The organism is Streptomyces sp. NPDC001858, assembly GCF_053594615.1.
Genome location: NZ_JBSFEV010000001.1, coordinates 367,326 through 392,803 on the forward strand (window position 1 = coordinate 367,326; position 25,478 = coordinate 392,803).

Sequence of the window (25,478 nt, forward strand, 5' to 3'; positions counted from 1 at the left end):
CCCGGTCCGGCCGCCCGAAGGGGCTTGGTCATGCGCCCAGCCGTGATACTCCCAGTCGTCATGCCTCCAGCTCCTGCGCCATCACCGCCCGCAACCGCAAGGTCCTCCCCAGTCGCTGGAACGCCTCCGCCCAGTAACCGCCCGCTCCCGGTGACGCGTCCTCCGGTTCGTCCGGCACCGCCAGGAGGGCGTCCAGGCGGGCCGCCTCCGAGGGATCCAGGCAGCGTTCGGCCAGGCCCATCACCCCGCTGAAGCTCCAGGGATAGCTGCCCGCGTCCCGGGCGATGTTGAGGGCGTCGACCACGGACCGGCCCAGGGGCCGCGCCCACGGCACGGCGCAGACGCCGAGCAGTTGGAACGCCTCCGACAGACCGTGCACCGCGATGAAACCGGCGACCCAGTCGGCCCGTTCGGGCACCGGCAGCGTGCCCAGCAGCTTCGCCCGTTCGGCGAGCGAGACCGCGCCCGGCCCGCCCGCGCCGGGCGCCGACGGCACCCCGAGCAGCGCCCGTGACCAGCCGGGATCCCGCTGCCGTACGGCGGCCCGGCACCATGCCCCGTGCAGCTCGCCCAGCCAGTCGTCGGCCACCGGCAACGCCACGATCCGCTCCGGCGTACGGCCGCCCAGGCGCGCCGGCCAGGTGGCGAGCGGGGCCGCCTCGATCAACTGGCCGAACCACCAGGACCGTTCGCCGCGGCCGGTCGGCGCCTTGGGCGACACGCCGTCCCGCTCCATGGCCGCGTCGCACTCGTGCGGCGCCTCCACGACGAGCGTCGGCGTGTCTCCGGTGTGGTCGACGGCCACACAGGCGCCGGCCCGGACCGCCATCCGCGCGGCGAGCGCCGAGTCCGGCAGGGCCGACAGCAGCTCCGCGGCCGTCGCCCGCACATTGCGGCTGCGGTCGGCCAGCGCCCGCTCCAGGAACGGCTCGTCCCGTGCGCCGAGGCCGGTGCGCAGCGAGTCGAGGAACATCAGCCGGTCCTCGGCCCGCTCCGTCGACCAGGTGGCCATGAGCAGCTCACGGGCCGCGTCGGGGTCGCGGGAGCGGAGCGCCGCCAGCAGGGCGACCCGCTCGGCGAACAGGCCCTCCTGCCACAGCGCCTCGACCCGCCCGGCCTCCGCCGGGCCCGGCAGTGCGGCGCCGCCGCCCGGCGCGCCGCGCAGGGCGAACCGCCAGTCCGGGTTCAGCCGGGCCAGCCACAGCGCCCGCGAACCCGCGAACCGCAGCGCCGCCGGGCGCAGGTCCGTACGCGCGCGTGCCGCGTCGAGCAGCGCCGGCAGAGCCTCGGGGGGAGCGGCGAACCCGCGGGCGTTGACCGCCGTCAGCCACTGGGGCAGCAGCTCCATGAGATCCGGTGCCGTGCCTCTGCGGCCGCCCGAGCCGATGCCGGGGCGGTCGGCCAGGAGCAGGGCGAGCCTGCGGGCCGCCGCGGCGGGCAGCGGCGGACGGGTCTCCGCGGCGGCCGGCTCCGGACGGGGAGCCGCCCGGCCCGGACGCAGACCGGCCCGTCGGCGGACGGTCTCGGCGGCCGCGGCGTCCAGCAGCGCCGTCGGCGCGTCCCGGCCGGGGGCCGCTCCCGGGGGCGTACGGCGGTCGGTGCCGAGGAGGGCCGCGGTGACCAGGTCCTCCCAGGCGAGTGGCGGGGGGAGGTGCGAGGCGGCGGTCATGCGGCTCCCTTCCGGTGCTGGTGGAGTTGCTTCACGTGCCAAGCGCTCCGCTGGAAGTGCCGCGATGCGCCGTCGTTCCGCTGCGGCGCCGTCGTGGCCGGTCGCTCCCCCACTCTCGACTGCGCTCGAGCGGGGGGACCCCCATCGCGGCGGAGCCGCATATGTCAGTGCCCCGCGCCCCTTCAGGGCGCTGCCGAACGCAGCCGACTTCGCCCGACCCGCTTGGTGTCGGCCTTTCCGGTCCGGTCGTGTTCAGCACAGGCGTACCGCCTCTCCCGGGCCCGTCGGCCAGGCCGTCAGGGGGGTGAAGCCACGGTGGCCGCACTCGCCGAAGACCTTGACGGGCGCGCCGCCCGACAGCGCCACCAGGCGCCAGAGACCGGGGTGGGCGACCGCCGCGGGGGTGAGCGGCAGGGCCGTGTCGCCGTCGGCGTCCGCCAGTTGCCAGGAGCCGCCGTCCGGGGTCGGTATGACGCCGTCCAGGGTCACCGGGACGGCGTCCTGCCAGGGGTCGTGGCGCAGGGTCTCGCCGTAGCGCGCGGTCGCCTCGGTCGTCGTCGAGCCCGGGGGCCGGGTTCCGGTGAGGGTGGGCGGGGCGAACTGCTTGCCGAGGGAGGCTCGTTGCTGTCCGGTGCCGGAATGCGCGGACAGCTCGGCGTGCAGGGTGAGGCCGACCGGCAGCGAGAGCTCCGGAGCGCGGCCCGCGGCCCCGTAGGAGAGGAGCAGCGCGGTACGGCCCGACGCGGTGCCGTGGAGCCAGATACGTCGGGTCGTCAGTTTCGGGTCCGGCGTGTCGTACTGGGCGAGGACCAGCCACTGATCCCGGACCGGCGGACCCGCCGGGGACGAGGGCAGGCCCACGCGGGTGCGGACCGTCGCCGCCAGGGCCTCCGGCAGCCGCTCGCGGTGCAGCCAGCCCTGGTCGAGGAGGTGGAGCAGCGCGCACTCCTCCAGCAGCCGCACCGGCCAGCGCGGGCCGGACGCCGGGATCGCCCCCAACTCCCGTACCCGCGCGGCGAGTCCGGGAGCCTGCGCGTCGACCATGCGGGCCGCCGTCTCCTCCCACAGGCCGTACCCCGACTGCTCGGCCGTGGCCAGGCCGGAGCGCAGGAGGTCGGCGAGCCGCTCCTCGAGTTCCGTCGCCCCGGCCGTGATCCGCTCGGCGCGGCGCTCCGCCCGGCGGCGCGCCCCCTCCGGATCGGCCGGGCCGGACGCGGAACCCGCCGGGCCCGCCGCCCGTTCCTCCTGCGCAGCGCTCTCCCGTCTGCCGCTGCGCCCCGCGATCCACTCCTCGGCCCAGTCCGGCGCCCGCCCCGCCGGCACCGATCCCTCCCCCTCCGACCAGAGCAGCAACAGACCGAGCGCGTGCTTGCACGGGAACTTGCGGCTCGGACAACTGCAGTCGTACGCCGGGCCGGAACCGGCCGGCGACGGGTCGGCGACGTCGACGACCGTCCGGTACGGCGTGCTGCCGCTGCCCTTGCACACACCCCACACCGCCCCCTCCCGCGAACTGCCCGTCCCGGACCAGGGACCGGCCGCGCCGAGTTTGCTCCCCGCTTTGCGTGACGCGGGGTCAGGCGCCAGTGCCAGCACCTGATCCGCCGTCCAGCGCACCCCCTGCTGTGTCATGCCATCGAAGGTAGACCCCACCACTGACAATCGGTCCGCAGCGCATCCGCAGGGCATCCGTCGAGCGTCCGGCGAGCCGGGCTGCCAGGACGTTTTCGCAGGTCAGATCGCGTTGTCAGTGGCGTGGTGCACGGTGGACACCAGATCCGAACCGGCCGAGCTGGAGGGGGCCTCAGCCATGTCTGTGTCCGTAGATCCGACGTCCGTGGAATCGACCCGAAGCCAGTCGCCGGAGGCATTGCGTCCGCACGCCGAGGACGCTTTCGCGAGTGAACTCGCCGCGCTGGCGGCGCAGGACGACCGTCCGCGCCCGGCCCGCTGGAAACTGTCGCCGTGGGCCGTCGCCACCTACCTCCTCGGCGGCGCCCTGCCGGACGGCACGGTGATCTCGCCGAAGTACGTCGGCCCGCGCCGGATCGTCGAGGTCGCGATCTCCACCCTCGCCACCGACCGCGCCCTGCTGCTGCTCGGCGTGCCCGGCACCGCCAAGACCTGGGTCTCCGAACACCTCGCCGCGGCCGTCAGCGGCGACTCGACGCTGCTCGTGCAGGGCACCGCGGGCACACCGGAGGAGGCCATCCGCTACGGCTGGAACTACGCGCAGCTGCTCGCGCACGGGCCCAGTCGGGACGCGCTGGTGCCCAGTCCGGTGATGCGCGCCATGGCGGACGGAATGACCGTCCGCGTCGAAGAATTGACTCGCGTTCCGGCCGACGTACAGGACACACTCATCACGATCCTGTCGGAGAAGACGCTCCCGGTACCGGAGTTGGGGCAGGAAGTACAGGCGGTCCGTGGCTTCAACCTGATTGCCACGGCCAATGACCGCGACCGCGGGGTCAACGAGCTGTCCAGCGCCCTGCGCCGCCGTTTCAACACGGTGGTGCTGCCGCTGCCGGACAGTGTCGAGGCCGAGGTCGACATCGTCGCACGGCGCGTGGGCCAGATCGGGCGCTCCCTCGATCTGCCGACCGCACCCGACGGTATCGACGAGATCCGCCGCGTGGTGACCGTCTTCCGCGAACTGCGCGACGGGATCACCTCCGACGGCCGGACCAAAGTGAAATCACCGAGTGGCACCTTGTCGACGGCCGAAGCCATCTCCGTCGTCACGGGCGGGCTTGCCCTGTCCGCGCACTTCGGCGACGGGGTGCTGCGCCCGGGGGACGTCGCCGCGGGCGTCCTCGGCGCCGTCGTGCGCGACCCGGCAGCCGACCGGGTCGTATGGCAGGAGTACTTGGAGGCGGTCGTGCGCGAACGCGCCGGCTGGACGGACTTCTATCGCGCCTGCAGGGAGGTGAGCGAGTGAACGTCAGCAAGGAAAGCAACGGGATCGACCAGAACGAGACGACCTGGGCGTATGCCCACGAAGTGCGGAGGGCGGCAGTGAACAGCGCGGCAGTGAACAGGGTGGCTGTGAACGACGACACGAAGTGGCCCCGCAGGCGCGGGTGGACGGGATGACGAGCGCCGACGAAGGCGGCGGCCGGGCCGCGGGCCGGCCGCTGCTCCTCGGGGTGCGTCATCACGGGCCGGGTTCGGCCCGGGCGGTGCGGGCGGCCCTGGCGGCCGCCCGCCCGCGGACCGTCCTGATCGAGGGACCGCCCGAGGCCGACACGCTGATCCCGCTCGCCGCCGACGACGGAATGCGGCCGCCGGTCGCCCTGCTCGCCCACGCCGTCGACGAACCCGGCCGGTCCGCGTTCTGGCCCATGGCCGAGTTCTCACCCGAGTGGGTCGCCCTCCGCTGGGCCCTGGAACACGGCGTCCCCGCCCGCTTCATCGACCTCCCGGCCACCCACACGCTGGCCTGGGAGGAACAGGAGAGCGGCGATGCCGACGAACTGCGCGGGGACCCCCTCGCGGCGCTCGCCGAGGCCGCCGGGTACGACGATGTCGAGCGCTGGTGGGAGGACGTCGTCGAGCATCGGACCTCGGGGGATCCGTTCGCGCCGTTCGCCGCGCTCGAAGAGGCCATGGGCGCGCTGCGCGAGACGTACGACGGCGATCGGCGGGACCTTGTTCGGGAGGCCCATATGCGCGGCCAAGTACGGGTCGCGCAAAGGGAGTTCGGGGCGGACGGGGTGGCCGTGGTGTGCGGGGCGTGGCATGTGCCCGCGCTGCGCCGGAAGGCCGCCGTCGCCGCGGACCGGGCGCTGCTCAAGGGGCTGCCCAAGGTCAAGGCCGACCTGACCTGGGTGCCGTGGACCCATCGCAGGCTCGCCCGCGCCGGGGGATACGGCGCCGGCATCGACTCGCCGGGCTGGTACGCCCATCTGTTCGCCGCGCCGGACCGGCCGGTCGAGCGGTGGCTGACCCAGGTGGCCGTGCTGCTCCGCGAGGAGGACCGGATCGTCTCCCCGGCGCATGTCATCGAGGCGGTGCGACTCGCCGAGACGCTCGCCGCGGTGCGCGGCCGACCGCTGCCCGGCCTCGGCGAGACCACCGACGCCGTGCGCGCGGTGCTCTGCGAGGGCTCGGACGTCCCGCTGGCGCTGGTGCGGGACCGGCTGGTGGTCGGGGACGTGCTGGGCGAGGTGCCGGCCGGCGCGCCCGCGGTGCCGTTGCAGCGCGACCTCGGCCGGTCGCAGCGTCGGCTGCGGCTCAAACCGGAGGCGGAGGACCGCGAGCTGGCGCTCGACCTGCGCAAGGAGACCGACGCCGAGCGCAGCAGGCTGCTGCACCGGCTGCGGCTGCTGCACATCGCCTGGGGCGAGCCGGCCGCCTCGCCCGGCGGCACGGGGACCTTCCGGGAGAGATGGCGGCTGCGGTGGGAGCCGGAGCTGTCGGTGCGGGTCGCCGAGGCCGGGGTGTGGGGGACCACCGTGCTCGCCGCGGCCACCGCGAAGGCGGAGACGGAAGCCGTCGCCGCACGCGCCCTCGCCGAGGTGACCGCGCTCGCCGAGCGCTGCCTCCTGGCCGGGCTGCCGGACGCGCTGCCGACGGTGATGCGGGTCCTCGCCGACCGGGCGGCCCTCGACACGGACGTCGGCCACCTCGCCCAGGCCCTTCCCGCCCTGGTCCGCTCGCTGCGCTACGGAGACGTGCGCGGCACCGACACCGGCGCACTGGCGGAGGTGGCCGCGGGCCTCGCCGAACGGATCTTCGTCGGCCTCCCGGCGGCCTGTGCCTCGCTGGACGCGGACGCGGCGGACGAGATGCGACGCCATGTGGACGCGGTGCACGGGGCGGTGGCGATGCTCGGGGACGGTCCGCGCATCCGCTGGCGCGCCGTGCTGCGGGTGCTGTCCGGGCGGGACAGCGTGCCGGGGGTCGTCCGGGGGCGTGCCGTTCGCCTCCTCCTGGACGAAGGGGAGCTGGACCCGGACGAGGCGGCACGGCTCATGGGGCTCGCCCTGTCGCCGGGCACGCCACCGGGCGACGCGGCCGCCTGGATCGAGGGCTTCGTCGGCGGCGGTTCCGGGGGCGGACTGCTCCTTGTGCACGACGAACGGCTGCTCGCCCTGGTCGACGGGTGGCTCACGGCGGTGCCGGCGGAGGCGTTCACCGACGTGCTGCCGTTGCTGCGGCGAACGTTCTCGGCGTACGAGCCGGGGGCGCGCAGAACGCTCGGCGAGCTGATCCGGCGGGGGGAGCGGACGAGCGCGGTGGAGACCGGGACGCCGGGCTTCGCGGCCGCGCTCGACGCGGGGCGCGCGGACGCCGTCCTGCCGGTGGTGCGGCTGCTGCTGGGACTGGAGGACGGGGACGGCAGGCACAGCGAGCGGGAGCCGGAGCCGGAGCGGCAGCGGGAGCGGGAGGCGGTGGTCGGCGGATGACGGGGACCGAGATCGAGACGGGGACCGAGACGGGGACCGATACGGAGACGGCGGCGGGGCGGGAGCGGCTGCGGCGGTGGCGGCTGGTGCTCGGCGGCGGGGACGGCGATGCGGCCGACGGGACCGGCCACGGGCTCTGCGGGCGGGACGCCGCGATGGACCGGGCGCTCACCGCGCTCTACGGGTCCCGTGACAGCTCCCGGGACGGGGCGCGGACCGGCGGCCGGGAGCGTTCGGCGGGGCTCGGGGCGTCGGCGCCGTCCGTGGCGCGCTGGCTCGGGGACATCCGGACGTACTTCCCCTCCTCCGTGGTGCAGGTCATGCAGCGGGACGCCATCGACCGGCTCGGGCTGTCCGCGCTGCTGCTGGAACCCGAGATGCTGGAAGCGGTGGAGGCCGACGTGCACCTCGTCGGCACGCTGCTCTCCCTCAACAAGGCGATGCCGGAGACGACGAAGGAGACCGCGCGGGCCGTCGTGCGCAAGGTCGTCGACGACCTGGAGAAGCGGCTCGCCACCCGGACCCGGAGGGCGCTGACCGGGGCGCTGGACCGAGGCGCGCGCGTCAGCCGGCCGCGCCACCGCGACATCGACTGGAACCGCACGATCGCCGCCAACCTCAAGCACTACCAGCCCGAGTACGGGACGGTCGTGCCGGAACGGCTCGTCGGGTACGGGCGGGCCGCGCGGTCGGTGAAGAAGGAGGTGATCCTCTGCATCGACCAGTCGGGGTCGATGGCGGCCTCGGTCGTGTACGCGTCGGTGTTCGGGGCGGTGCTCGCGTCGATGCGGTCGATCAGCACACGGCTCGTCGTCTTCGACACGGCGGTCGCCGACCTCACCGACCTGCTCGACGACCCGGTGGACGTGTTGTTCGGCACCCAGCTCGGCGGCGGCACGGACATCAACCGGGCGCTCGCCTACTGCCAGCAGCGGATCACCCGGCCGGCGGAGACGATCGTCGTCCTCGTCAGCGACCTCTACGAGGGAGGCATCCGCCACGAGATGCTCAAGCGGGTCGCGGCCATGAAGGCGTCGGGCGTGCAGTTCGTCGCGCTGCTCGCGCTGTCGGACGAGGGGGCGCCGGCCTACGACCGGGAGCACGCGGCCGCGCTCGCCGAGCTGGGCGCGCCGGCCTTCGCCTGCACCCCCGAACTGTTCCCGGAGGTCATGGCGGCGGCGATGGAGAAACGGGGGCTCACCGGGGTCATCCCGGCCCCGTGAGGATCTTCACCCCCGGCACCGGGTGCCAGTGATCGCGGCATCATGTGACAGGTATCACCGCTCAGGTGTGACCCTCGATTTAGGGGCCTCCTCAAAGCAGGGATAACCTGCGAGACGGACATGCCGCGCGCTCGGACACCGTGTGCGCCACCCTTGTGACAGCGGACGTCACGTTGCCCTTCGCGGCACGCCCACGCATCCAACGAACCGCGAGATCACTGATAGGGACGGAAGCGCGTGGACCTGTTCGAGTACCAGGCGAGGGACCTCTTCGCCAAGCACGATGTACCGGTGCTGGCCGGTGAAGTCATCGACACGCCTGAGGCGGCTCGCGCAGCCACCGAGCGTCTTGGTGGCAAGTCCGTCGTCAAGGCCCAGGTGAAGGTCGGCGGCCGTGGCAAGGCCGGTGGCGTGAAGCTCGCCGCCACCCCGGACGAGGCCGTCGCCCGTGCGACGGACATCCTCGGCATGGACATCAAGGGCCACACGGTCCACAAGGTGATGATCGCCGAGACGGCCCCGGAGATCCTGGAGGAGTACTACGTCTCCTTCCTCCTCGACCGTGCCAACCGCACCTTCCTCTCCATCGCGTCCGTCGAGGGCGGCATGGAGATCGAGGAGGTGGCGGCCACCCGTCCGGAGGCCGTCGCCAAGACGCCGATCGACGCCAACGTGGGTGTGACCCCCGAGGTCGCCCGCCAGATCGTCGAGGCCGCGAACTTCCCGGCCGAGGTCGCCGACAAGGTCGAGAACGTCCTGGTCACGCTGTGGAAGACCTTCATCGAAGAGGACGCGCTCCTCGTCGAGGTCAACCCGCTGGCCAAGGTCGCCTCCGGCGAGGTCATCGCCCTCGACGGCAAGGTCTCCCTGGACGAGAACGCCGAGTTCCGCCAGCCGGACCACGAGGCGCTCGTCGACCACGCGTCGGCGAACCCCCTCGAGGCCGCGGCCAAGGAGAAGAACCTCAACTACGTCAAGCTCGACGGCGAGGTCGGCATCATCGGCAACGGCGCGGGTCTCGTCATGAGCACCCTGGACGTCGTCGCGTACGCCGGTGAGAACCACGGCGGCGTGAAGCCGGCCAACTTCCTCGACATCGGCGGCGGCGCGTCCGCCCAGGTGATGGCGAACGGCCTGGAGATCATCCTCGGCGACCCGGACGTCAAGTCCGTCTTCGTCAACGTCTTCGGCGGCATCACCGCCTGTGACGAGGTCGCCAACGGCATCGTCCAGGCTCTGGAGCTTCTCAAGTCCAAGGGCGAGGAAGTCACCAAGCCGCTGGTCGTCCGACTGGACGGCAACAACGCAGAGCTGGGTCGCAAGATCCTCTCCGACGCCAACCACCCGCTGGTCCAGCGCGTGGACACCATGGACGGCGCGGCCGACAAGGCCGCCGAGCTCGCGGCTGCGAAGTAAGGACGAGGGAAAACAGCCATGGCTATCTTCCTCAACAAGGACTCCAAGGTCATCGTCCAGGGCATGACCGGCTCCACGGGCATGAAGCACACCAAGCTCATGCTCGCCGACGGCACCAACATCGTCGGTGGCGTGAACCCGCGCAAGGCGGGCACGTCCGTCGACGTCGACGGCACCGACATCCCGGTCTTCGGGACGGTCGCCGAGGCGATCGAGAAGACGGGCGCGAACGTGTCCGTCCTCTTCGTGCCGCCGGCCTTCGCCAAGGCCGCCGTGGTCGAGGCGATCGACGCCGAGATCCCGCTCGCGGTCGTCATCACCGAGGGCATTGCCGTCCACGACTCGGCCGCGTTCTACGCGTACGCCGTGTCGCAGGGCAACAAGACCCGGATCATCGGCCCGAACTGCCCCGGTCTCATCACCCCGGGCCAGTCGAACGCCGGCATCATCCCGGGCGACATCACCAAGCCGGGCCGCATCGGCCTGGTCTCGAAGTCCGGCACGCTCACGTACCAGATGATGTACGAGCTGCGTGACATCGGCTTCTCCTCGGCCGTCGGCATCGGTGGCGACCCGATCATCGGCACCACGCACATCGACGCGCTCGCCGCGTTCGAGGCCGACCCCGACACCGACCTCATCGTGATGATCGGTGAGATCGGCGGCGACGCCGAGGAGCGGGCCGCGGCCTTCATCAAGGACAACGTGAAGAAGCCGGTCGTCGGTTACGTCGCGGGCTTCACCGCGCCCGAGGGCAAGACCATGGGCCACGCCGGCGCCATCGTCTCCGGCTCCTCCGGCACGGCCGCCGCGAAGAAGGAGGCCCTCGAGGCCGCCGGCGTCAAGGTCGGCAAGACGCCGACCGAGACGGCGAAGCTGGCCCGCGAGATCCTCGCGGCCGGCTGACCCTCCGGCCCGATTTCCCAGCTTGAACACCGTTGGGCCCGACCCCGCAGCGCGCGGGGGCGGGCCCAACGGTGTTTTCGCCGGTAGCAGGTAGCAGGTAGCAGGTAGCCGGTAGCCGGTAGCCGGTAGGCGTCAGCGTCGGCTTCAGCGGCCTTCCGGGAGCAGTCGTTCCGGGCCGGGCTGGGCCGCGGCCCGCAGCTTCGCGCGCAGGTTCAGCTCCGCGCTCGAGAGCGGGCCCGGGGCCGTTCGGGGCGGGACTCCCTGCACGGTCTCGCCCGGCGGCACCGGGGGCTCGTACCGGGTGGGGGCCGTGCGCGCGGTCAGCGCCGTCGCGCCGATGATCGCGATCGTGAACGCGATCGCCGCCCTGGTCCAGAAGCGGGCCCGCCGTTCGCTGCCCGAGCGCACGGTGGGCGACTTGGCCGCGCGCAGCCGCTCGGCGGACGCGACCTCCGCCAGCCGCCGGTGGAGCTCGACGGGATCCGCCAGGTCGGGGAGGCGGGCCGCGATCACCTCGCGCGCGTGCAGCAGCCGGTTCGCCGCCGCCGGAGTGCTCGCCTCCGTCTCGGCCGCGGTCTCCGGCAGGTCGAGGCCGACACCGTCGTAGAGGAGCAGGGTGCGGCGCTGCGGGGCGGGGAGGGTCAGGAGCACATCGAGCAGGGCGCGGTCGGAGGCGTCGGCCGGGGGCGGTTCCGGGTGGCGGTAGCGGGGGCGGAACCGGTGCCAGGGGGAGAGCGCGAACTCGTACGCGGTCGCGCGCACCCAGCCTGCCGGGTCACGGTCGACGGCCACCTCGGGCCAGCGCTGCCAGGCCAGTTGGAAGGCCCACTCGACCGATTCGCGCGCCAGTTCGCGGCGACCGGAGAGCAGGTAGGTCTGCCGGACCAGGGCGGGGGCGCAGAAGGCGTAGAGGGCGTCGAAGGCCTGATCGGGGGTCAGGGAAGCGCGGGGGCGCGGGGGCTCGGGGGCGCCGGCCCCCGGCGCGAGGGATGTCGTGGATGCCAGGGATGCAGGGGGTGCGACGGGTCGCAGTTCGAGGGTGGCGACGAGGGCCGGGTCGGTCGTCTGTGGTCGAGGCGCTGTCTCCTGGGTGTTCGTCACCTTGTCCGCCTTGTTCAGCGATGCCAGCAGATTCGCGTACGCCTCCCGCTGAGGGCCGCGCGGTGTCGTGCGGCCGGACTCCCACGCGCGCACCGTCTCCCGGGCGACGCCCACCTGCGCGGCGACCTGAGCCTGCGTCAACAAGGCCGCCTCGCGCAGGCGTCGGCGTTCCTTGGGCGACGGAAGCGGGGGGACAGGGCGCTGCTGCGTCACAGGATGTCCCTTCGCGCGAAAAAGTACATAAGCGTATATTGAGCGACACAGCGGAAGTTCGCCTGTTACGACGGGAAAGCGCGTGTCGTTGGGACCATGACCGTCGTGATCCAGATGACCGCTCGCCGACTGTCGCTCTCCCCCCTGCTCACCCGGATGCGCGACCGCTCGCCCGGACTCGCCGCCGGCCTCCTGGGCGGGGTGCTCGCGGCCGGGCTGGGGCTCGGCGCGTTCGCCGTCCTCGTGATGGTGCTGTGGATCAGCTCCCCGTATCCGGACAGCGGACCCGGCGGCGCGCTGCACGTCGCCGCCGCGCTGTGGCTGCTGGCCCACGGCGCGGAACTGGTGCGCGTCGACACGCTGTCCGGGGTCCCGGCCCCGGTCGGCGTCACCCCGCTGCTGCTGCTCGTGCTGCCGGTGTGGCTGGTGCGCCGCGCCGCGCGGGACGCCGTGGACGGCGGCATCGTCGTCGAGGCGGACGGCACCGGCGCGTACGGGACGCTCGTGAGCGCCCGGACGGCATGGGCGGGCGTCGTGCTCGGCTACCTCGCCGTCGCTTCGGGCGTCGCCTGCTACGCGGCCGCCGGCGGCGCGCTGCGGCCCTCATGGGCGTGGACGGCGGTGTCGGTGCCCGCGGTCGCCGTGCTGGCGGCCGGGGCGGGGGTCTGGTCGGCCCACGGTCGTCCGCGCGGGCCTGTGGACAGCGCGCTGCTGGTGCTGCCGCGCGGGATGCGGCGGCTGCTGCTGGAGGAGGACGGGAGCGCTCGGCTCGGCGTCGCCGCGCGGGCGGCCGGGGCCGGGGCCGCGGTGCTCGTCGGGGGCGGGGCGTTGCTGGTGGCGGCCTCGTCGGTGTGGCACGCGGACGCGGCTCGGCAGGCGTTTCTGCAGCTGACGGAGGGGTGGTCGGGGCGGTTCGCGGTGCTGTTGCTGTGCGTGGCGCTGGTGCCCAACGCGGCGGTGTGGGGTGCGGCGTACGCGCTCGGTCCGGGATACGCCCTGGGGGCCGGGCATGTCATGGCGCCGCTGTCCGCCGACCCGGCCCCGCTGCTGCCGCCGTTTCCGCTGCTGGCGGCGGTGCCGGAGGCGGGCGGCGGAACGGCGTCGAACTGGGCGGCCGCGGTGGTGCCGCTGGTCGCCGGGGTGACGGTGGGCGTGTTCGTGGCCCGGGCGGCGGGTGCGGCGGGGTCGTGGTCCCGGAGAAGAACCGTGGAGGCCGTCGCGCTGGCGGGGGCGGTGTGCGGGGCGCTGATGGGAGGGCTCGCGGGGCTGGCCGGCGGGCCGCTGGGGGTGGCCGCGTTGGCTCGGTTCGGGCCGGTGTGGTGGCAGGTGGGGGGCGCGGTGCTGCTGTGGATCGTGGGGGTGGGGGTGCCGGTGGCCGTGGGCGTGCGGGGATGGCGGGGGCGTGGACATGCGGAGCCGGAGCGGGAGCCCGAGCCGGGCGAACGCGAGGCGGGCGAGGCCCGGAAGGGGTGGAGGGGCCGGTGGGGGCGCAGGGCGAAGGAGGAGCGCGGGGTCCCGGCGGTGGCGATGGCAGCGGACTCGGAGTGCGAGCCGGGGGCAGGGGCGGAGGCGGACTCGGAGCTGTACGACTTCTCTCCCCTGGAACCCTTCGCGGACCCCGCACCCGTGTCTGCACCCGCAACGGCACCCGCATCCGTGCCCCCGCCCGCACCCCCGTCCGTGCCTGCGCCGGTACCCGCCCCTGCCCCCGCCCCGGACGTACCCACCGCACCCGCCGTCGTCGAGCCCGACCCCATGGACATGGACCCGGTATGGCACGGCGATGTAGGCCGGGAAGCTCGCTGGGCCGCCCTGCGGGAGGCGGGGGAGGACGGTCCGGAGCAGCGGTGACCGCCCAGCCGGGTTGTTGTTCACCCGGCCTCGTCCTCGAGCTCCCTCGGAGAGGGAATCAGGCGTTCCCGCCCAGGATTCCCTTCAGTTCCTTCGGCAGCAGGTCGCTGCACGACTGCTTCGCCTCGTTCGTCAGCGCGTCGTTCGTGCAGGTGTAGTAGTCGCTGTAGACCAGCTGCGCGGTGAAGCTCGCGGCGACCAGGGCCAGCGCCAGGGACGCGGTGACCAGGCCGCTGACGGCGGCGGTCCGCTGGGGGCGGGCGCCCGTCTCGGGGGTGGGCGGGCTGTCCGGGTCGGGGGTGCGCGGCTTGGCGCGCAGGGCGCCGATGCCCCAGTTCAGGGCCAGCGCGCCGAGCAGCAGGGCCACGTACGGCCAGCCGAAGAGGGCGAAGAAGAACGCCCACATGCCGCAGAGCAGGGCGTAGCGTGCGCGGCGCTGGGCGGGGTCCGTGGGGTCCCAGCGTTTGCCGGGCTCGGGGGTGCCGGGGCCGCCGGGGCCGCCGCCCTCGGGGCTGCCGCCGCCGGGTCGCTCGCCGAAGCCGCCGGGGGAGCGGCCGGGCTGCTGGTTGCTCCAGTGGCTGCCCCACGCGGAGTGTCCGCCCTCGGGGGCGCCGCCCGCCGGGCGTCGGGGCTGCCACGGGCGGTCCGGGGCGCCCTCCGGCGGCGGGGCGAAGGGGTTGTCGTCCTCGGGGGGTTTGCCGTCGCCCGACGGGGTGCCGCCCGACGGGGTGCCGCCCGACGGGGTGTCGCCCGACGGGGCGTCGGGGGGAGAGGCTGGGCGCTCTCGCAGCAGCACGGCGCCGCGCTCCCCTCCCTGCGGTGACTGCGGGGGGAGCGTGAGGAGTCGCAGACTGCGGTCCGGCATCAAATGAGCGTCTTCCCCTAGGAGGTACGACTGTCTGGAGTGAGCTGTCACTTCGGGAACGCACCGCACGACCACCGCGTTCCCGATCCGGCTCGTCGCAGACGCTACCTTCCGGCCACGCCCCCGTCCCGTGGGGGCCGCCCCGTGTGCCGGTATCGTTGCTGACGGTCGGCTGCTTCGTAGGCTTCCCCGTATCCGGGGGCGCGATGCATTCGTATGAACGTACAAGTGGCGAACGTGCGAGTGGTGCAGGCCGTCGGCCGTCACCCGCTTCCCCGAGAAAGGGCCCCGCCGTGGCCGCCAAGCCCGTGGCCAAGCGCCTCGTCGTGCTGGTCTCCGGATCCGGTACGAACCTTCAGGCATTGCTCGACGCCGTCGGAGCCGCCGGCGTCGAGGCCTACGGCGCCGAGATCGTGGCCGTCGGGGCCGATCGCGACGGCATCGAGGGCCTGGCCCGTGCGGAGCGGGCCGGGATTCCCACCTTCGTGCGCCGCGTCAAGGACTACGGCACCCGCGACGAGTGGGACGCCGCGCTGACCGACGCGGTGGCCGAGCACGAGCCCGACCTCGTGGTGTCCGCCGGGTTCATGAAGATCGTCGGGAAGCGGTTCCTGGCGCGGTTCGAGGGGCGGGTCGTCAACACGCATCCCGCGCTGCTGCCCAGTTTTCCCGGGACCCACGGCGTGCGGGACGCGCTCGCGTACGGCGCGCGGGTCACCGGCTGCACCGTCCACTTCGTCGACGACGGCGTCGACACCGGCCCGATCATCGCCCAGGGCGTGGTCGAGATCCGGGACGAGGACGACGAGAGCGCTCTGCACGAGCGCATCAAGGAAGTCGAGCGAAGGCTGCTCGTCGAGGTCGTGGGGCGGCTCGCCCGCAACGGCTATCGCATTGAGGGACGAAAGGTAGTTATCCAGTGACCGCCGACAGCACTGTCACGGCCGAGAGCAGCAAGCGGGGCATCCGTCGCGCGCTCGTCAGCGTCTACGACAAGACCGGTCTGGAAGAGCTCGCGCGCGGGCTGCACGAGGCGGGCGTGGAGCTCGTCTCGACCGGGTCCACCGCCTCCCGCATCGCCGCCGCCGGCGTCCCCGTCACCAAGGTCGAGGAGCTCACCGGCTTCCCCGAGTGCCTGGACGGCCGGGTCAAGACCCTGCACCCCAAGGTGCACGCCGGGATCCTCGCCGACCTGCGGCTGGCGAGCCATCGCGAGCAGCTCGCCGAGCTGGGCGTCGAGCCGTTCGACCTGGTCGTCGTCAACCTCTACCCGTTCCGCGAGACCGTCGCCTCGGGCGCCTCGCCCGACGAGTGCGTCGAGCAGATCGACATCGGCGGGCCGTCCATGGTGCGCGCCGCCGCCAAGAACCACCCGTCGGTGGCCGTCGTCACCAGCCCCGCGCGGTACGCCGACGTCCTCGCGGCCGTGCAGGACGGCGGTTTCGACCTCGCCGCCCGCAAGCGGCTCGCCGCCGAGGCCTTCCAGCACACCGCCGCCTACGACGTGGCCGTCGCCTCCTGGTTCGCCTCCTCCTACGCGCCCGTGGACGAGTCGCGGTTCCCCGACTTCCTCGGCGCCACCTGGGAGCGCCGGAGCACCCTGCGCTACGGCGAGAACCCGCACCAGCCCGCCGCGCTCTACGTGGACGGCAGCGGCACGGGCCTCGCCGAGGCCGAGCAGCTGCACGGCAAGGAGATGTCGTACAACAACTACACGGACACGGACGCCGCGCACCGTGCCGCGTACGACCACGCCGAGCCGGCCGTCGCGATCATCAAGCACGCCAACCCGTGCGGGATCGCCGTCGGCGCGGACGTCGCCGAGGCGCATCGCAAGGCACACGCGTGTGACCCGCTGTCCGCGTTCGGCGGCGTCATCGCCGTCAACCGGCCGGTCAGCAAGGAGCTGGCGGAGCAGGTCGCCGAGATCTTCACCGAGGTCATCGTCGCGCCCGACTACGAGGAGGGGGCCCTGGAGGCTCTCGCCAAGAAGAAGAACATCCGGGTGCTGAAGGCGCCGCAGGGCCCGTCCGGCCCGGTCGAGCTCAAGCCCGTCGGCGGCGGCGCGCTGCTCCAGGTCACCGACCGGCTGCAGGCCGAGGGCGACGACCCGGCCCACTGGACCCTGGCGGCCGGCGAGGCGCTGAGCGCCGAGGAGCTGAGCGAGCTGTCGTTCGCCTGGAAGGCGTGCCGGGCCGTGAAGTCCAACGCCATCCTGCTCGCCAAGGACGGCGCCTCGGTCGGCGTCGGCATGGGGCAGGTCAACCGGGTCGACTCAGCGAAGCTGGCCGTCGAGCGGGCGGGCGAGGAGCGGGCCCGCGGCTCGTACGCGGCGTCCGACGCGTTCTTCCCGTTCCCGGACGGGCTGGAGGTCCTGGTCGAGGCGGGCGTGAAGGCCGTCGTGCAGCCGGGCGGTTCGGTCCGTGACGAGCTGGTCGTCGAGGCCGCGAAGAAGGCGGGCGTCACGATGTACTTCACGGGGACGCGGCACTTCTTCCACTGAGCCGCACACGGCGAGGCGGGCGGTCCGGCATGGCGCCGGGCCGCCCGCCTTGCGTTCGACGGGTCAGGTCAGCAGGGTCGCGCAGGCGCTCCGGGTCACCCACTGGTGCGAGCTGATCGCGTCGTTCACGCCGACGCCGTTGCTGAACCGGTTGTCGGTCAGGTTGTCGGCGTACATCTCGCCCGGCACCAGGCAGGCGTGGCCGCCGCCGTAGTTGATGTCCTGGTAGAACGCGACGACGTCCCGGCCGCCGGTGTAGCCGCGGTTCATGACGGACGTGGCCTTGTCGTTGCCGTCGCCCCAGTAGGTGCTGTTGCCCGGCGTGCCGATGAGCTGGGCGCCCTGACAGTCCAGGTCCTGCCAGGCGTACACGTTGCCGTTGCGCGGACCCCACTTGCTGTCGCAGCCGGGGCCGGCGACGGCGGACTCGGCCGCCTGAGCGGTCGCGGTGGGCACGACGGCGCCCAGCGCGGTGAGCGCGACGAGCGCTGCCGTGACGGTGAACTTGCGCATGGTGTCTTCCCCTCGTAGGTGGTGATGCCTTGCGGGTGATGCCTTGCGGGTGGTGCGTGGGCGGCGCCCGTCCGGGGCGCGGTGGTCAGCCGCGCTCCGGTACGACGTGCACCGCCCGGTCGTAGGCCTGCCGACCGAGACGCCGATAGGTGTCGACGTCCTTGCCGTACCGGTCGCGCAGGCGGTTCAGGCAGTTGCTCTCCCGGGCCGAGGCCACGGCCCGCAGGGAGGTCTCGCGGGCGCAGACCGCGTCCGCGACGGCCGTCCTGCGCTCGGCGGCGAACGCCTCGTCGGCGCGGGCCGCGCCCAGCCGGGCGGTGTTCGCCCGGACCGCGTCCCGGGCCGCCTGGGGGTCCTTGTAGGTCTGTCCCGCGGTCTTCATGCACCGCGACCAGGCCCCCACCGCGGCACTGAGCTGACGGTCGTTCATGAGCTCTCGGCCGTAGAGCGCGTTGAGGCCGGTGGTGATCTTGCCGGTGCGGAACCATTCGGCCGGGTCGCCGTAGAGCGCGCGTTCGGCCTCCCCCGTGCAGCCGCCGAGGCGTTTGCGGATCTCCCCGCCGCCCGGCAGCGGCGCCCTGAGAATGCGGGTGCCGGCGCCGCCGTCGAGGGCCTTGTCGAAGGCGGCGCGGCGGGCGGCGGACAGGCCCTGCCGGTACGCGGCGACGGGATGGCGCAGGCGCAGCCGCTCCTGCTGCGCGTCGATCCGGCCGCCGTAGCCGTACGTCCGCGCCCAGGCCACGTCGTCCTGCACGTACCGCACCGGTCTGCTCTCGCGCAGGGTCAGGGTGCGGTCCTCCCAGTACGTGAAGCCGTGCCGCTTCATGCACCGGGAGGTCAGCCGCGCTTGCGCGTCGCTGATCCGCAGCTCCTGCCGCCAGGTCAGCGGCGCGGGCCGGTCCGCCCGTTCGGCGTCCGGGCCGGTCCCGCATCCGGTCGCGACGGCCCCCGTCACCGTCGCGACCGCACACAGCGAAGCGAGAACGCGCTTCATGGGACGTACCCCCGTCTCCCCGTGGTTTCCCGGACGCCGCCCGTTTCCTGTGCGGCACTCACACCATCGGGCACGCGACGGGGGAGGGGTACCTCGGAACTCTCAGGGTCACTTCCGGCCCGCGGGCGTGTACTCCTTGAGGTAGTGGGCGACCCGGTCCGCGTAGGCGCGGTACTCCGGGGGGACGCCGTCCGCCTTGTTCACGACGTCCCACGAGGTGCGGTAGGCCGCGGCGGCCAGCACGCGCCGGTCGCCCTTGAGATCGGCGTCCAGACGGGGCGCGATCCAGCACAGATAGCGGCCCATGGCCGGAATGGACTCGGCCGGCGGGAAGGGCGGCGAGGGCACGGCCTCCCCGGGGGTGCCGTCGGCGTTCATCCACCAGCGCAGCACGCTTGGGGTCCAGCGGGCGATGCCGTACTCGTTCTTGTCGGGATCGGAAAGGTCGGGCTCGAAGTCGCTCTCCACCTTCAGCATGGCGGCGATCAGGGAGGGGGTGACGGAGCCGTGGTCGCAGTCGTGCGCCGTCTCGACGATCAGCAGCCGGTACGCGGCCGGCACGCCCTTGTCGGTGCGCAGATCCGCCGCGCCGTACAGCGCCGCGGCGCTCGCCGTCCCGCTCCCACCGCCCCTGCCGTCGCCGGAGTCGAGCAGCCCGCCGATCCACCCGCTGACGCCGTAGCCCAGGGCGACGGTCGCCAGGACGCCGGCCAGGATCGTCGGACGGCGGCGGGACGGCCGGCCGGGGAGCAGCCGCGCCCGGCGGCCACCGGACGCAGTGGCGGTGGCGGTCTCCACCCCGCGCAGCAGGGCCTCCGTGCCGACGCGGTCGGCGTGCGTGCGGGCCAGACAGGAGTGGACGATCTCCCGCCAGGGGTCCGGGAGTTCGGGGGACAGCCGCAGTTCGGCGGTGCCGCGCGCGTAGGCGACCGCCGCGTCACGGCGGGCCGTCGGTGTGCCGCCGGGCAGCGGGAAGGAGCCGGTGAGGACGAGATGGGCGAGGACGCCGAAGGCCCACACGTCGGCCGAGGGGCGGATCCGGCGGCCGCGTTCGCCGATCTCGGCCCACAGCAGTTCGGGCGGGGTGTAGTCGGGGGTGGAGAAGGCCGGGGTGTAGGCGTGGGTGCCCTCCAGTTCGGCCGCCATGTTGAAGTCGGCGAGCCGGACCGAACCGTCGCGCATCAGCAGGACGTTGGCCGGCTTCAGATCGCCGTGCACCCAGCCCGCCCGGTGCAACTGGGCCAGCCCGGCGCAGATCCCGGCGAGCAGGGCGGGACCCGTGGCGGGGGCCGGGTCGCGTGTCAGCAGCCCCGCCAGCGAGTCGTCGGCCTTCTCCAGCACCAGCACGGTGGCGCCGTCGAGTCCGGGGCGGGACGGGTCGTCCACGGTGAGGGTCTCGTAGAGGCGGACGAGGCGCGGGCTGCTCAGCCGGCTCAGCAACTCCACCTCACGCTCGGCGAGTTCGCGCAGATGGGCGAGCTGGCGGGGGGTGTGGGTGCCGGTGGGCAGGAACTTGAGCGCGGCGGACTCCGGCAGCGCCGCGGTCGGAACATCGTTGTCACCCGCCGGGCCGCGGGCGCGTCGCCTCGCCGCGTACACGCTGCCGAACGCTCCGGTCGCGATGGGCTCTTGCACCTCCCACCGGCCGACCCGGTAGCCCGTGGGCACCCGGACCGCGTACGGCTCGGTCACCGCACCGCCGCCCGGTCGGCCGACAGCACGACGAGGTCGTCCTCGCGCACCAGGTCGAAGCGGAGCGCCAGCGACACCAGCGACTCCTTCTTGCCGTTGAGCCGCGGGCCCGGATCCGCGGTGTCGGGGCCCGGCTTGAGGCGCAGTTTCACGGCCAGGTAGTCGATGTTCCACTGCACGGAGGTGCGCGAGGCGGCGGGCCAGCCGGGACGCAGCCGGGCGACGACCTGGTCGACGGTGGGCAGCGGGGCGTGCGGTTCGCCGCGCAGCCGGGGCTCGCACAGGGCGGCCAGGACCGCGAAGTAGCGCTTGGTGCGGTCCAGGGAGAACGCGGGCGCGGTGGTGGCGCCGTCCAGCCCCGACGACGTGCCCAGATAGTCGTGGCGCGGCGCCCACACCTCGACGGTGAGCAGATCGCCCGCGGCCGGCAGCACGATCCGGGCGAACTCGAAGGGGACGGGCGCGTCCAGGCGCGCGGGCCCGACCTTGATGTGCTCGCCGGCGCCCTCCGGGTTCTCCACCACGTACGTCTGCTCGCGGCTGAAGTTGCTGAGTATCCAGAACGCGCCCTGCGCGGTGATCTCTCCGGCCCGCCGGGAGACGCCCTCGTGCGGGATCGCCAGGTCGTTGTCGTGCGCCGACCGGCCGAAGGTCAGCCGCTCACCGGGGGCGAGCCGAAGCCGCCCGGGCCCGTGCGCTCCCGGCGGTACGACGATGATGCTGTACACGGTGTGTCACCCCGTCCCGACCTGCTCCTACGGCATCAGGGTGGGCGACGGGACAGGGCCGTGTCACGAGGTGACACGGCCCTGGTGAGGAATGGTGAGAAGACGCCGCTCCGGTGCTCGTTCCCTGCTCTTTTCCTTGATCTTTTCCGCCCGTTCCCGCTCGATCCCGACCGGGTCGGCTCCTTGGACGCGCATCAGGGCCTGGCTGCGACGGGGCGCGTGCGGTCAGTACCGCGGACGGCTGAACCAGGCGCCACCGCTGATCATCGCGGAGAGGATGATGCCGCCGAACGCGAGCGAGATGACACCGCCGAAGGTGCCCGAACCGCCCGCGCCTTCCACGATGTTGGCCAGGCTGCCCAGGATCATCAGGGAGGAGTACACGATGGTGGTGATCCGGATGGCGCTGCGGCCGGTCTTGAACTTCACGCCCAGGAAGATCGACAGGCTGCCCAGCGCCAGCATCAGCAGGGCGATCAGGATGATGACGCCCGTCGCCATGCTGCTGTCGTCACCGGAGCCGAAGGCGTTGGACGCGTCCTGCGTGGCGCCGGCCAGGATGCCGAAGATCAGGCCGGCCAGGAACTGGAAGCCGGCGAGGATGAACAGCAGCACCCGGGCGGTCTTCATCAGACCGGGCATCTCCTGCGGGGCGCCGTAGCCGTACCCCTGGGGGACCGGCGGGGCCTGCGGATAGCCGTAGCCGGGCTGACCCTGGGGAGCGGTGGGGTAGCCGTAGCCGGGCTGGCCCTGGGGAGCGGTGGGGTAGCCGGGCTGCTGGGGCGGCGGAGCCTGCGGCGGGTAGCCCGGCGGCTGGCCCTGGGGCGGGCCGTAGGGGTTGTTCGGGTCGCCGAAACTCATGGCGGTCCTTCCTCCGTGATGCACTCGAGTGCGGGGACGCGCGGCCAACCTCGGAGGAAACTTCTACAGATGCGGTTCGTCCCCCCGGTACTGCCCGCGGCACTGTGGCGTCAATCGTTCTGCAATGGCCGGTTTGTTGTCCAGCCGCATTCCGCGGCATTCCCCATGTGTTGTGCAAGTGCAACATCGTTGATCGCAACCCCGATCGGATCCGCACACGTCAGCCGGGGCGCCCACGTCACCTGGACAGGTCGTCAGGGGTCACCCGGATTGGAACCCGGGGGCCGTCATCCGGGAGGATGACCCCATGACCGCCCAGATTCTCGATGGCAAGGCAACCGCAGCCGAGATCAAGTCCGAGCTGGCCGCCCGCGTCGCGGTGCTGAAGACGAAGGGCGTGACGCCCGGACTCGGCACGATCCTCGTCGGCACCGACCCCGGCAGCCAGAAGTACGTCGCCGGCAAGCACCGCGACTGCGCCGAGGTCGGCATCGCGTCCATCCAGCGCGAGCTGCCCGGCACGGCCACCCAGGAGGAGATCGAGGCGGTCGTCCGGGAACTCAACGACGACCCCGCCTGCACCGGCTACATCGTTCAGCTCCCGCTGCCCAAGGGCATCGACGAGAACCGCATCCTGGAGCTGATGGACCCGGCCAAGGACGCCGACGGCCTGCACCCGATGAACCTCGGCCGGCTCGTCCTCAACGAGCCCGCGCCGCTGCCCTGCACCCCCAACGGCGTGCTCACGCTGCTGCGCCGGTACGGCGTCGAGATCAAGGGCGCCGAGGTCGTCGTCGTCGGCCGCGGGGTCACCATCGGCCGCCCGATGCCGCTGCTGCTGACCCGGCGCAGCGAGAACGCGACCGTGACCCAGTGCCACACCGGCACCCGCGACCTCTCGGCGCACCTGAAGCGGGCGGACGTCATCGTCGCCGCCGCGGGCTCCGCCCACCTGGTCCGGGCCGAGGACGTCAAGCCGGGCGCGGCCGTCCTCGACGTCGGCGTCTCGCGGGGCGCGGAGGGCAAGATCGTGGGCGACGTCCACCCGGACGTCCGCGAGGTGGCCGGCTGGATCTCCCCGAACCCCGGCGGCGTCGGCCCGATGACCCGTGCCCAGCTGCTCGTCAACGTGGTCGAGGCGGCGGAGCGCAGTGCCGGCTGAGAACACCCCCGCACAGGGCGACGGCACCGAGGCGTCGGACGCCGACGGCGTGCCGCGCCGCACCCGGCGCTTCCCGAGGTTCACCCGGGACACCGCGCGCCCCGAGGGCGCCGGCCGGGCCGCCCCCGGTGACGCGCTGGCCGCCCGGCAGTGGCCGATCATCGCCGTCCTGGCCGTCGTCGCGGTCGGTCTGCTGGTCACCGCGCTCGACGCGTTCCGGATCGGCACCATCCTGATCGGCGTCGGGCTGCTGCTCGGCGCGGCCCTGCGCTGGCTGCTGCCCGGCGTCGGCATGCTCGCCGTGCGCTCCCGCTTCACCGACATCGTGACCTACGGTCTGCTCGGCACCGCGATCGTCCTGCTCGCGCTGATGGCACAGCCCAGCCCGTGGCTGCAGATCCCGTTCCTGGAGGACACCCTGCACTTCACCGTGAGCAGCTGACCGCGCGCGTACGGCGGCCCGTCCTCATCCCCCGAGAAGGACGGGCCGCCGCGCTCCACGCTCCTCCATCGTGAACGCGCTGTTCAACCGCTGTCCGGACGCTGTGGCACGGAAGTGACCGTTCCGCCACGGTGTGCGCGCCCCGCCACAGCCGTCCGCGCCCCGGGAACCGTCCGGCGGCCGGGCGTCGTCCCCCCAACGGATCGAACGAAAGGTGGGCGGGATGGGCGGCGCCTGGCAGCCGCTGCCGGACGGGCTGCCGTCGGAGGTACGGCACTTCGTGGAACGGTTGCGGCAGCTCAAGGACGGTACGGGCCTCAGCCTGGCCGCGCTCGGCGCGCGCACCGCGTACAGCAAGTCCTCCTGGCAGCGGTACCTCAACGGCGTCCAGCCGCCGCCCCGGCAGGCCGTCGCGGCGCTGTGCAGGGTCGCGGGGCTGGCCGGCCCGGAGGCCGAACGGCACGTCGTGCGCTGGGAACTGGCGGTCGAGGCCTGGCCGCGACCGGCGGCCGCGAGTCCGGCCGACGCGTACGAGGACGATCCGACGGTCCCTTGGTGGGACCGCCTGGAGGAACCCGCGCCCCAGCCGACGCCCCGGCCGGCCGGACGCCTCCTCCTCTACGCGATCCTGCTCCTGCTCGCCCTGCTGCTCACGATCGTCGGCGGAGCACTCACCTTCGGCTGACCCGCACATCGGGTCTAACCTGGACAATGGCGAACTTGGCGGAGGGAGGGGGTTCGATGCCTCGTTGGAGGACTCTGCCGGACGAACTCGACCCGCAGGTGCGGGAGTTCGCCGAGCAGTTGCGCAGAGTCGTGGACCGCACGGGACTGAGCGTCGCGGCGGTGGCCGACCGCACGGGCTACAGCAAGACGTCCTGGGAGCGTTACCTCAACGGCCGGCTGCTCGCGCCCAAGGGGGCGGTCGTGGCGCTGGCGGAGGTCACCGGCACGCCTCCCATCCATCTGACCACCATGTGGGAGCTGGCCGAACGGGCCTGGAGCCGCTCGGAGCTGCGGCACGACCGGACCATGGAGGCCGCCCGGATCGCCCAGGCGCGCGCCGCGTTGGGGGAGTTCGGGCCGCCGCCGCCCGAGACGCGGGAGTCCCGGGAGACGCCCGAGACGCGGGAGGGTGCGGCCGGGCGGGTCGCGGTGACGCCGGGCGTCGCCGGTCCGGCGGGCGTGTCCCCGACGATCCCGTCCTCGCCGTCCTCGCCCTCCCGTGTCGGGCTGTTCCTCATCGGGGTCGTGGGCGTGGTGATCGTCGTCGTCGGCGCGTTCTTCCTGACCGCGGGCGGGGACCCGAAGCAGGCGGTGGGCGCCGCCAAGTCACCGTCGCCGCCCGCCAGTTCGGCCCCCGTGCTGCCCGCCGGAGTGCTGTGCGCCGGCTCGGACTGCACGGGCCGGGACGCGGAGGAGATGGGGTGCAGCGGCGACCTCGTGGCGACGGCGAAGACCGCGACGGTCGGGACGACCCTGGTAGAGGTCCGCTACAGCAGGACCTGCGGGGCGGCCTGGGGCAGGATCACGCAGGCCGCGCAGGGGGACTCGGTCGAGGTGACCGTCGGCTCGGTCCGCGAGACCGGGAGCATCACCGCGGCCGGCGACGCGATCGCGTACACCCCGATGGTGGCGGTGAAGGACGCGGCGGAGGCGACGGCGTGCGCGGTGCTGGCCTCGGGGCAGCAGGGGTGCACGGGCTGACCGGCTGAGAATCGGCCCCGGGGAGCGGCGCGAAAAAAACCGGCGGCGGTAGGAATACCCCCCTCCGCTCCGGGAACGCGAACCGTACCCCCACGGGAGTCCGGTCACGACCCGGTGCCCCCACCACGGCGGCCGTCGGTCACTCCTCTCCCGGACCGGCGGCCGCCGGTCTGTGCCGCAGGTCCGTGTCGCCGGTCTGTGGGCCGGGCCACACAACCCCG

The 25,478-nt window shown here is 73.5% G+C and carries 21 protein-coding genes; 12 read left to right on the forward strand and 9 right to left on the reverse strand.

Annotated features, from left to right (window positions below):
• Positions 1–58: 58 nt before the first annotated feature.
• Both ACWCPF_RS01845 and ACWCPF_RS01850 read right to left on the reverse strand, forming a co-directional pair.
• The gene (locus tag ACWCPF_RS01845) at positions 59–1,669 is read right to left on the reverse strand and encodes a DUF5691 domain-containing protein (RefSeq protein WP_451042968.1); all 1,611 of its coding nucleotides are present in this window, start codon (positions 1,667–1,669) and stop codon (positions 59–61) included.
• Positions 1,670–1,921: 252 nt separating this feature from the next.
• Positions 1,922–3,301 (reverse strand): SWIM zinc finger family protein, encoded by a 1,380-nt coding sequence (locus tag ACWCPF_RS01850; protein WP_451042969.1) that lies wholly within the window; start codon positions 3,299–3,301, stop codon positions 1,922–1,924.
• Positions 3,302–3,479: 178 nt separating this feature from the next.
• Here ACWCPF_RS01850 and ACWCPF_RS01855 point away from each other — a divergent pair, with 178 nt between their 5' ends.
• The 5 genes from ACWCPF_RS01855 to sucD all read left to right on the forward strand — a co-directional run bounded on the left by ACWCPF_RS01855 (position 3,480) and on the right by sucD (position 10,625).
• Positions 3,480–4,610, forward strand: a complete 1,131-nt coding sequence (locus ACWCPF_RS01855) for an ATP-binding protein (RefSeq protein ID WP_451042970.1) — start codon at positions 3,480–3,482, stop codon at positions 4,608–4,610.
• A gap of 151 nt (positions 4,611–4,761) precedes the next feature.
• Positions 4,762–7,080: a DUF5682 family protein gene (locus ACWCPF_RS01860; protein WP_451042971.1), complete on the forward strand. Its 2,319-nt coding sequence runs from the start codon at positions 4,762–4,764 to the stop codon at positions 7,078–7,080.
• Positions 7,077–8,303: a VWA domain-containing protein gene (locus ACWCPF_RS01865; protein ID WP_451042972.1), complete on the forward strand. Its 1,227-nt coding sequence runs from the start codon at positions 7,077–7,079 to the stop codon at positions 8,301–8,303. The genes ACWCPF_RS01860 and ACWCPF_RS01865 overlap by 4 nt, the downstream gene beginning before the upstream one ends.
• 237 nt (positions 8,304–8,540) lie before the next feature.
• On the forward strand, positions 8,541–9,719 hold the full coding sequence (gene sucC / locus ACWCPF_RS01870; RefSeq protein ID WP_351908594.1) for an ADP-forming succinate--CoA ligase subunit beta: 1,179 nt from the start codon (positions 8,541–8,543) through the stop codon (positions 9,717–9,719).
• Between the two features lie 18 nt (positions 9,720–9,737).
• The gene (gene sucD / locus ACWCPF_RS01875) at positions 9,738–10,625 is read left to right on the forward strand and encodes a succinate--CoA ligase subunit alpha (RefSeq protein WP_451042973.1); all 888 of its coding nucleotides are present in this window, start codon (positions 9,738–9,740) and stop codon (positions 10,623–10,625) included.
• A 144-nt stretch (positions 10,626–10,769) separates the two neighbouring features.
• Here the strand turns inward: sucD and ACWCPF_RS01880 are convergent, their stop codons facing one another.
• Positions 10,770–11,939, reverse strand: coding sequence for a helix-turn-helix domain-containing protein (locus ACWCPF_RS01880; protein WP_451042974.1), 1,170 nt, complete (start codon positions 11,937–11,939; stop codon positions 10,770–10,772).
• Positions 11,940–12,035: 96 nt separating this feature from the next.
• On the opposite strand from ACWCPF_RS01880, the gene ACWCPF_RS01885 reads away from it, so the two are divergent.
• Entirely contained in the window at positions 12,036–13,790 is a 1,755-nt protein-coding gene (locus tag ACWCPF_RS01885; RefSeq protein WP_451042975.1) for a cell division protein PerM, read from the forward strand.
• Between the two features lie 58 nt (positions 13,791–13,848).
• Here the strand turns inward: ACWCPF_RS01885 and ACWCPF_RS01890 are convergent, their stop codons facing one another.
• On the reverse strand, positions 13,849–14,655 hold the full coding sequence (locus ACWCPF_RS01890) for a hypothetical protein (protein WP_451042976.1): 807 nt from the start codon (positions 14,653–14,655) through the stop codon (positions 13,849–13,851).
• A 293-nt stretch (positions 14,656–14,948) separates the two neighbouring features.
• On the opposite strand from ACWCPF_RS01890, the gene purN reads away from it, so the two are divergent.
• Both purN and purH read left to right on the forward strand, forming a co-directional pair.
• Positions 14,949–15,578: a phosphoribosylglycinamide formyltransferase gene (purN, locus tag ACWCPF_RS01895; protein ID WP_451042977.1), complete on the forward strand. Its 630-nt coding sequence runs from the start codon at positions 14,949–14,951 to the stop codon at positions 15,576–15,578.
• Positions 15,575–17,158, forward strand: coding sequence for a bifunctional phosphoribosylaminoimidazolecarboxamide formyltransferase/IMP cyclohydrolase (purH, locus tag ACWCPF_RS01900; protein ID WP_451042978.1), 1,584 nt, complete (start codon positions 15,575–15,577; stop codon positions 17,156–17,158). The genes purN and purH overlap by 4 nt, the downstream gene beginning before the upstream one ends.
• 63 nt (positions 17,159–17,221) lie before the next feature.
• On the opposite strand, the gene ACWCPF_RS01905 is transcribed toward purH, so the two are convergent.
• From ACWCPF_RS01905 to ACWCPF_RS01925, 5 genes are all read right to left on the reverse strand, one after another.
• Complete coding sequence (locus ACWCPF_RS01905; protein WP_451042979.1) at positions 17,222–17,671, reverse strand: peptidase inhibitor family I36 protein; 450 nt, start codon at positions 17,669–17,671, stop codon at positions 17,222–17,224.
• An 85-nt stretch (positions 17,672–17,756) separates the two neighbouring features.
• Complete coding sequence (locus ACWCPF_RS01910; RefSeq protein ID WP_451042980.1) at positions 17,757–18,665, reverse strand: hypothetical protein; 909 nt, start codon at positions 18,663–18,665, stop codon at positions 17,757–17,759.
• Positions 18,666–18,773: 108 nt separating this feature from the next.
• Positions 18,774–20,357, reverse strand: coding sequence for a protein kinase domain-containing protein (locus ACWCPF_RS01915; protein ID WP_451042981.1), 1,584 nt, complete (start codon positions 20,355–20,357; stop codon positions 18,774–18,776).
• Entirely contained in the window at positions 20,354–21,085 is a 732-nt protein-coding gene (locus ACWCPF_RS01920; RefSeq protein ID WP_451042982.1) for an FHA domain-containing protein, read from the reverse strand. Before ACWCPF_RS01920 ends, ACWCPF_RS01915 begins: the two co-directional genes overlap by 4 nt.
• Before the next feature lie 225 nt (positions 21,086–21,310).
• The gene (locus ACWCPF_RS01925) at positions 21,311–21,946 is read right to left on the reverse strand and encodes a hypothetical protein (protein ID WP_451042983.1); all 636 of its coding nucleotides are present in this window, start codon (positions 21,944–21,946) and stop codon (positions 21,311–21,313) included.
• A 307-nt stretch (positions 21,947–22,253) separates the two neighbouring features.
• On the opposite strand from ACWCPF_RS01925, the gene ACWCPF_RS01930 reads away from it, so the two are divergent.
• The 4 genes from ACWCPF_RS01930 (at position 22,254) to ACWCPF_RS01945 (ending at position 25,257) form a co-directional block, all read left to right on the forward strand.
• On the forward strand, positions 22,254–23,108 hold the full coding sequence (locus ACWCPF_RS01930) for a bifunctional methylenetetrahydrofolate dehydrogenase/methenyltetrahydrofolate cyclohydrolase (RefSeq protein WP_451042984.1): 855 nt from the start codon (positions 22,254–22,256) through the stop codon (positions 23,106–23,108).
• Positions 23,098–23,550, forward strand: coding sequence for a DUF3017 domain-containing protein (locus ACWCPF_RS01935; protein ID WP_451042985.1), 453 nt, complete (start codon positions 23,098–23,100; stop codon positions 23,548–23,550). The genes ACWCPF_RS01930 and ACWCPF_RS01935 overlap by 11 nt, the downstream gene beginning before the upstream one ends.
• Positions 23,551–23,773: 223 nt before the next feature.
• Entirely contained in the window at positions 23,774–24,235 is a 462-nt protein-coding gene (locus ACWCPF_RS01940; protein ID WP_451042986.1) for a helix-turn-helix domain-containing protein, read from the forward strand.
• A gap of 56 nt (positions 24,236–24,291) precedes the next feature.
• Positions 24,292–25,257 (forward strand): helix-turn-helix domain-containing protein, encoded by a 966-nt coding sequence (locus ACWCPF_RS01945; RefSeq protein ID WP_451042987.1) that lies wholly within the window; start codon positions 24,292–24,294, stop codon positions 25,255–25,257.
• Positions 25,258–25,478: the final 221 nt, after the last annotated feature.